Annotated in this window: 6 protein-coding genes; 1 reads left to right on the top strand and 5 read right to left on the bottom strand. The window is 60.1% G+C overall.

Annotation, left to right across the window (positions count from 1 at the left end; translation table 11 throughout):
* Nucleotides 1-71: 71 nt before the first annotated feature.
* Nucleotides 72-1,253, bottom strand: coding sequence for a lytic murein transglycosylase (locus EOC83_RS17340; protein WP_013530937.1), 1,182 nt, complete (start codon nt 1,251-1,253; stop codon nt 72-74).
* Between the two features lie 257 nt (nt 1,254-1,510).
* The gene (locus EOC83_RS17335; RefSeq protein ID WP_013530938.1) at nt 1,511-2,311 is read right to left on the bottom strand and encodes a GH25 family lysozyme; all 801 of its coding nucleotides are present in this window, start codon (nt 2,309-2,311) and stop codon (nt 1,511-1,513) included.
* A gap of 229 nt (nt 2,312-2,540) precedes the next feature.
* On the opposite strand from EOC83_RS17335, the gene EOC83_RS17330 reads away from it, so the two are divergent.
* Entirely contained in the window at nt 2,541-3,920 is a 1,380-nt protein-coding gene (locus EOC83_RS17330) for a serine hydrolase (RefSeq protein ID WP_063168488.1), read from the top strand.
* Nucleotides 3,921-3,972: 52 nt separating this feature from the next.
* Here the strand turns inward: EOC83_RS17330 and EOC83_RS17325 are convergent, their stop codons facing one another.
* The 3 genes from EOC83_RS17325 to EOC83_RS17315 all read right to left on the bottom strand — a co-directional run bounded on the left by EOC83_RS17325 (nt 3,973) and on the right by EOC83_RS17315 (nt 7,672).
* Complete coding sequence (locus tag EOC83_RS17325) at nt 3,973-4,656, bottom strand: class I SAM-dependent methyltransferase (RefSeq protein ID WP_063168487.1); 684 nt, start codon at nt 4,654-4,656, stop codon at nt 3,973-3,975.
* Nucleotides 4,653-5,951: a DUF3419 family protein gene (locus tag EOC83_RS17320; RefSeq protein ID WP_063168486.1), complete on the bottom strand. Its 1,299-nt coding sequence runs from the start codon at nt 5,949-5,951 to the stop codon at nt 4,653-4,655. Before EOC83_RS17320 ends, EOC83_RS17325 begins: the two co-directional genes overlap by 4 nt.
* Nucleotides 5,952-6,418: 467 nt before the next feature.
* A complete protein-coding gene (locus EOC83_RS17315) occupies nt 6,419-7,672 on the bottom strand; it encodes a PIN-like domain-containing protein (RefSeq protein WP_127224136.1) in 1,254 nt (417 codons plus the stop codon).
* Between the last annotated feature and the right edge of the window lie 76 nt (nt 7,673-7,748).

The raw sequence follows: 7,748 nt of genomic DNA, 5'->3' as shown, positions 1-7,748 counted from the left end.
ATAGGGGAATAGGGGAATAGGGGTGGCGGCAGTCACTGCTTCGGGCTAATTTGCCCTACTGCCCTATTGCCCTATAATTTTCCCAACAGCTCCGGCGTCGGCCAGCCATCCACCGGCAAACCTAGCCGCGTCTGCTCCTTGCGGATCGCCTCGCGGGTGTTGGTACCCAAAATGCCGTCGACGGTGCCGACATCGTAGCCCTTGGCTTCCAGCTTGGTCTGCAACGCCTTCATCTGCTCATTGTTGAGACCGGTCTCGGGATTGCGCGGGTCCAGCGGCGGCGCGCCTGCCAGCCGTGCGGCAAGGTTGGCTGCCGTCAGCGCATAGGTGAAGGACTGATTCCATTCGAGATAAACGTCGAAATTGTCGTAGGTGAGGAAGGCTGGCCCCTTGCGGCCCATCGGCAGCGCGAGGCCTGCTTTCAGGCCGTTATCGACCAGCGGCGCGCCGCTGGGGTAGGTGACGCCCCATTGCGCCCACTGCGACAGCGGCAGCTTGTTGGTGCGACCGGTCTGATCCCACGGCATGTCTTCGGGCACGCGGACTTCCTGGATCCAGGGCTGGTCGCGTTTCCAGCCGCGCGACAGCACCTTGTTGGCAGTGGTCATGATCACATCAGGCACGCTGCCGCGCAGGTCGATCTTGCCGTCGCCGTCGCCGTCGACGCCGCGTGCCAGATAGTCGGAGGGCAGGATCTGCGTCTGGCCGATCTCGCCGGCCCAGGCGCCCCTGACATCGGCCGGCAGCACGCCGCGATCGATCAGTTCCAGAAGCGGCACCAGCTGTTGCCGGAAGAGCTGCGGCCGGCGGCAATCATGGGAAAGCGTCACCAGGGCGCTCAGCGTGTGGAAGTCGCCCTGCACGGCGCCGAAATCGGTCTCCAGCGCCCAGAAGGCGGCGATGATCGGCGCCTGGACGCCGAACTGCTGGTCGGCGCGGGCGAAGACATCCGCGTATTTCTTCATGTTCGCCGCACCTTGCTTCAGGCGATAGGCCGAGATCATCCGGTTGGAAAACTCGACAAAGGTTTGGGTGAAGACGCCCTGGGCGCGGTCGCGCGCCAACACCTTGTCATCTAAGGTTGCCGCTTCAAGGGCGTCGAGACCCACTGCACCTACGCCGGCCGCCTTGGCTTCCGCGGCGACGCCCTGCTTCCAGGATTCGAAGTCGCCGCCGCATTCCTGCGCCATCGCCGGCAAGGCCGTGGCGCACAGGGTCAGCGCAGCCGCGAGGACTTTGGAACGCAGTCGCATCAGCTTCCTTTCGAAACGAACAGGGGGTCATTTGTTGTGCTCCCCCCCGGGAAGCCCAACGCCCTGAATTACCGGCGGTTGCACTCTTTCCCGCTGGCTGTGTCGAAAAGCAGGCGGCAGGCCCGGTGTCAACGGTGTTCTGCGGCAGCTTCTCTGCTGGAGTGATTTGATGCAGGGCAGTGCTGCCGTTGCACCGGTTCAACGGAAGCTCTGCTGGAGTGATTTGATCCAGGGCGGTGCTGCCGTTGAACCTGACGTCAACGGGTGTTCTGCCGCAGCCATTTGTTCCAGGCGGCTTCGCTGCCGTTGAAGACGTTGATGTCGGACTTGCCGGTCATGCCGGGAACGATGCCGGTTCCGGTGTACTGCCAGAAGGTGAAGGGGTGGCTGCCGTATTTCTCACGCGGATGGCCGGCGACGGAACGCAGCCAGTAGGGATAGCCGCGGAACCCTGACAGCCCGTTGTCGTCGAAGAAGTCGACGGAAGTGTAGATGATCGGCTTCTTGCCGTAATGGCGTTCGACGATTTCGAGGAAGGTGGTCATCTCCGCGCGCACCGTGGCGGCGTCGGGACGCAGCCTGCAGGTCGGCGATTGCGGGTTCCATTCCATATCGAGGACCGGCGGCATCGCCGAGCGATCGACGGGGACGTTGCGGATGAACCAGCGCGCCTGAACGGCAGCCGGGGTGCAGAAATAATAGAAATGATAGGCGGCTCGCGGAATCCCGTTGGCCTTCGTGCGCGCCCAATGCTCGCTGAAATACTCGTCGAAACGGTCGCCGCCCTCGGTCGCCTTGATGAAGGCGAAGGAGATGCCGCTGGCCCTGGCAGCCGGCCAGTCGACCGAGGTCTGGTATTTGGAAACATCGGTGCCGTGGACGGCATAGTTCCACGGCGCGCCGCTCTCCCATTCATGCGGCTTGGAGTCGGCAAAGCGCGGCGCGCGCACGGCAACCGTCGGGCTGCTCGAAGCGGATGGCGACAGCGGCGAGAGATCGTCGACGGTCGAGCAAGCACCAAGCAGCGCTAGCATGATCAGGCCCGCAAGACGGCGCATCGCAATTCCCGAGCCGGATTCAGCCGGTCGCTGATGGGTCTCTACACTGATGGCCTGCTTTGTGATCGGGCCCCCTCCGAACGATCGCCCCACAGCATCGCTCAGCATATCCTGTGATCGCCGATCATGGTTGATAATCCGTTGATGGCGCTCGACAAGCATTGTGATTTGCGGAAGCAATGGCGGCAAATCGATGACATAAGGGTCGCGCAGGGCCCGGAGGAAATAAATGCGGATCGTGGTCAAGATCGTCAAATGGCTGCTTGGCCTGATCGTCCTGGCGGTCGCAGCACTTTTTGCCTGGCTTTATATCGCGCCACCGGAGTTGATCAGGGTCGGCTCGGGCTACTCGGCCAAGATCGTCTGTTCGAACGTTTTTATCGCCGGCCGCGATCCCAATGAGGTGCTGGCCGTCGACGTGCAGGCACCCGGGCATCCCCTGCTGCGGTTAATGCGGGTTTCGGTGGACAAGAACAGGGGAACGGTGTCTGCCGGCCTGTTCGGTTTCCTCGGCAAGAGCGTCGCCGTAGCCCGCGACGGGCTTGGCTGCGCTTCGGTTCCGGACGGCGACGTAGGAAAGGTGCGGCGGACCGCGATCCAAGCGGAGCCGTCCGCAGTCACCATGGGCGACCTGTGGCCGGAAGGCGAACGGGTCGAGGCATCACAGGATCCGGTTGTTGCCAAGCTGCTGGATGATGCGGCGCTGATCGGCACCGGCATGCGCGCGGTGGTGGTGGTCAAGAATGGCCGTGTCGTCGCCGAGCGCTACGGCGATGGCTTTTCCGCCAGGACGCCGCTGCTCGGCTGGTCGATGACCAAAACAGTGAATGCCGCCATCGTCGGTACGTTGGTCAAGGACGGCAAGATGGCTTTCGACAACAAAAACCTGTTCGCGCCGTGGAAGGCGGACGGCCGCGCCGCGATCAGCCTTGCCGACATGATGGCGATGTCGAGCGGGCTGGAGTTCAACGAGGATTATGGCGACGTCGCCGACGTCACGCGCATGCTCTATCTCGAACCTGACATGGCGGGCTTTGCCGAATCCAAGCCGCTGGCTGCAGAGGTCGGCAAACAGTTTTCCTATTCGAGCGGCACGGCGGTGATGCTGTCGCGCCTCTGGCAGGACGCGGTCGGCGACAAGGCCAGGGCGCTGACGTGGCCGCGCACGGCGCTATTCGAGCCGCTCGGCATGCACAGCGCGGTGCTTGAAACGGACGAGCAGGGCACCTTCGTCGGCTCGTCCTATCTCTACGCGACCGCGCATGACTGGGCGCGCTTCGGCCAGTTCCTGCTGCAAGGCGGGGTGTGGAACGGCAACCAGATCCTGCCGGCCGGTTTCGTCGACTGGATGCGCGAGCCGGCATCCGCCTCGAAGGTCTACGGCAAGGGCCAATTGTGGATCGAGGCCCCGGGCGATGAGGAAAACCCCGGCGCCGGCGTCGCGGCAGGCCTGCCCAAGGACACGTACTGGATGGAAGGCCATGACGGGCAGACGGTTGCCATCATTCCCTCGGAGCAGTTGGTGGTGGTGCGGCTGGGGCTGACGCCTGCCAAGCTTGGCTATCGGCCGCAGACGATGGTGGGGGCGCTGATGAAGGCGCTGCATTAAGGTGCATTGACATTCAGGTGAGGTCGGCCTGCAAATGGCGGTTTCACCTTGGCTAGCCGCGCGGCCCGATAACCGCCAGCCAGGCATAGCCGCGATAAAGCGTGCCGAAACGGAAGCTTGCGCCGGTTCGCCGAGATTCCGATTCCAGCACTTCGCGCAACGATTCACGCGGCGCGACGTGGAATTTTTTCAGCCAGCCGCGCAGCAGCGCACGGAACCAGCCGGGCAGCCCTTCCTGCTGGCCGAAATCGACGATGTGCAGCGAACCGTTCGGCGACAGGGCGGCAAGTGCCGCCGATACTGTTTTTTCCCAGCCGGGGATCATCGACAGCGAATAGGACACGAAGACACGGTCGAAGCGTTCGACATCGAAGAGTGCCCGGGCATCGAAATCGGTGGCATCGCCCCTAGCCAATATGACGCGACCGGACAGGCCCTCGCGGTCGATCGCCTTTCCGGCCGTCTCCAGCATTTCGGCCGAAATATCGAGGCCGAAAAAGCGCGCGTCGGGATAGTGACGGGCGGCGAGGATGACGTTGCGGCCGGTGCCGCAGCCGAGTTCCAGCACGGTGCCACCGGCAGGCACGTCGAGCCCCGAGATCATTGGGTCGCGGCCGAGCAGGTAGTATTTGCGGGTCAGGTCGTAGATGTGGCGCTGCCAGCGGTAGACGCCGTCCATCAGTTCGGCATGATTGGCCTTGAATTCGGGGCTGGCCGGCAGCTCGCTGCTGCTCATGCCGCGCGCTTTACGTAGAGATGGAAGCCGCCATAGATGGCCGAGCGGTCGCGGGCCGAAAATTCCCGCGAAGCCTGGTCCTGATAGTCCCATTGGTCGAGCAGCGAACTGGAGACGCGACCCGGCAGCAGGCTGGGCTCGGCGGCGGTGCGGAAGATGACGCGGGCGCCGGCCGAAGCCGTGCGGGTGATTTCCGCCCACAGCGCGTTGAGCTGATCGTCGGTCATCCAGTCCTGTGCGTCGAGCAGGACGAAGCGGTCGACCGCGCCTGCATCCTTGCCGGCGAGAAACTCGATCAGATTGGCATGGTGGATGGCGACGCGGCCGACATTGCCGCGGATGGTCTCGTAATTCTGCTTTTCGAGATAGGCGGGCAGGGCGGCCTCGCCGGGGTTCGGATAGCGGCGGGCAAAGGCCTGCCAGGCGAAGTAGTTATTCTCCAGCGGAAAATCGCAAGCGAGTTTTTCCAGCCGGGCTTTCAGCACGCTGGCCATGGTGCCGTCGCCAGAAGTGATCAGCGAATCGTACTGCGCCGGTGGAATGCCGAGGCCGAACAGCGAAGCCTTGCGCGACGTCGCCCATCTCAAAAGCTTGTTGTCGAAGACCGGCGCCAACTCCTCGTTGAAGAAGCGGCGCTGCTCGCCGATGTTCCTGGCCTGCATGATGCCGGCTGGGTCGACGCCGAAGAATTTTCCCGTGCGATGGCCCATGGCGATGAACAAGCCGAGCAGGCCGGTCTGGTAGAAATTGCGGTCGAACACAGTGATGCGACGGCGCCCGCGCCAGTTGCGGCGCTCCCAGTAGTGACGGCTGACAGGATCGAGATGCGGCGCGATGAAACGGTCATACGCTTTCGAATTGTGGCTGGTGTCGGCGGCGCCGAAGAAGCGGAACAGATCGCCCTGCGATGGCAAATGGCGCACCGCCTCCAGCTTCATGCGGTTCAGCGCGATGTGCGCGGTGTTGAGGTCGACGGCGTCGACCCGGGCCGGCGAGCGCGTGAGGTAGGCCAGGATGTTGCAGCCGCCGGAGGCGATGGTGACGACGCGGTGGCCCTGGCCAAGCTGCATCGCCTCCATGTCGACATCGGGGTCTTCCCAGATCTGCGGATAGACGAGGCCGGAGAACAGGAAGGCGAACAGCCGCTCCGAAATGCCGGCCTTCGACAGCGGGCGGTTCTGATAGACGGCCTTTCCAACTTCCTTGCCGCGGCGAAAAACCAGATCTGCGGAAACGTCCGTCATGGCAAGATGATTCCCCATTTGCTTTGCCGCAAGCGGGTAGCGCAGGCTCATGACAGGCCGGTGACAGCCGGTTGACGCCGGTCGATCCTTGCTGATCTCGATAATGTCTTCGAAAGTGCGGCGGTGCGCGTCTCGACATGGACCGCGCGCTTTTTCATCGAATCTGATTGCAAATAGTCATACGTCGGCCGGCTTCGGCAAGCAGGCCAACAGGACCAGTGCGCTCGATGAAGGGGTAGAGTTGCGAAGCCCGGTTGGAAGTTGTGTCGCCACAACGCTATATTCCGTGAACTGAATGTACGACAGCAGCAAGCTATACTCGACAGTCAGGAAGCCGCGCATGCTTGTCTTTTGGCGAGTCGGCATCCAGGCTGCGACATTGTCGTGGCAGAAATATTCCGGGGGTCGCCATTTCCCGATTTCACCCCCGCCAGCGGGACGATGCCGCCGGAGGGCCGATATACGAAGAGGTCTGTCGCCAGATCGGCAATCTTTTTATCTGAAGATGGTTCGTCCTTCTAGCCCTCTTTTTTGCGAAAAACTTCGTTTATCCCACGGTTTGATTTGATTGCATCCATTAATTTTGGAATCTGGTCCCAATATTCGCTGTAAGAAAAGCAATCTATTAGTTTACTGAACGCATACCACGTGTTTATTTTTTCCGGATCGTCTTTATTTTTGTTTTGGAAAATTGATTGTGCTTCTATGGATAGTTTTTCAAGATGCTCTTCCAGGGAATTGAATTCCCAGTCATCTAAATTCCCATCACCGGTTCTTCTAAGAGATTGTTCCTCCGAAATTCTCCCCGACACTTTAGTGATTTTCATAGCAGTTTTTATAATTTCATCTTCGCTTTTAGCCGTATGAAGGGCAAGGACGGTCACGAGATTCAGCATTTCGCTATGTCTAAACAAAATTGAACGTCTAGGAATTTCTCTTGTTTCTTGAACTCTCTCCATCTCTTTCACTGTTTCCTTGGAAACCAGTTCTTCGTCCTCGCTGGATACGAAGGCTAAAAAGCGCGATGGCGAATATGCGTAGAACAACTGGCCAGTCGCTTCGAAAAACTCGTGCCTGAGTTCAGGCCTTGGTCCCAGGGTCTTGCCATCATGTCGTGCCCACCAGTCTTCTTTGTTATCGTCAGTGACAAAAAGGACCGGAAGCTGAGCCGACTTTGCCTTGTCCTTCATTTCAGCCCAAATCAGATAATCGCCCGGACGGCCTTTGTCTTTATAACCGGGGGGGATTTTCGCATCGAAACGTCGCAGCGCTTCTTTCCGTCGCTGTTCGATGTCGACTGGTTGCTTCCCTACCTTTCCATCGAAGATGTCAGTAACGTCCTTGAAAACCGATAGAGCTTCAGGAAGCTGCTTTACGGCAGTTTCAACTTCAAGGGTCAGGCGCTCGAAGAACTTGCCGATCTCGTCCATAGAGGATCCTTGGGGCCAAGGATCGAATCTGGAGAACGCGCCAATTGCCCCTTCGACCTCATTGCGTTTCTTTAGCAGCTCATCTTTTAGCTTCTGATATGCCGCTCTATTGGTCGAATCAGCATCGCGCCCGTCTGCCTGGAACTCTGCACCGGCCTGATGAGGCAACCACAGTCTATCCCCAAATGACCTAAATGCAGCAAGGACTTCCGCCCGTCTAGCGGGCATAAATCTGAATAGGTGTAATAAGACATTTGTATCCGGGACCAGAAGTCCCGTCTTCCAGATCTTGTCTAATTCCTTTTTGGTGGGCTCGTAAAACCCATGAAAAATCTTCCGCATCCAACCCCCCGGAGTCGAAGCCATTACAACATCGCTGTGAACATTGAAGCAAGCGAGACTTGTAGAGAAATGCCTT

The sequence above is a fragment of the Mesorhizobium sp. Primo-A genome, from assembly GCF_003997175.1.
GTDB classification, from domain to species: domain Bacteria; phylum Pseudomonadota; class Alphaproteobacteria; order Rhizobiales; family Rhizobiaceae; genus Mesorhizobium; species Mesorhizobium ciceri.
Note: the sequence above shows the minus strand (reverse complement) of the source record. Positions and strands in the feature narration are given on the sequence as shown.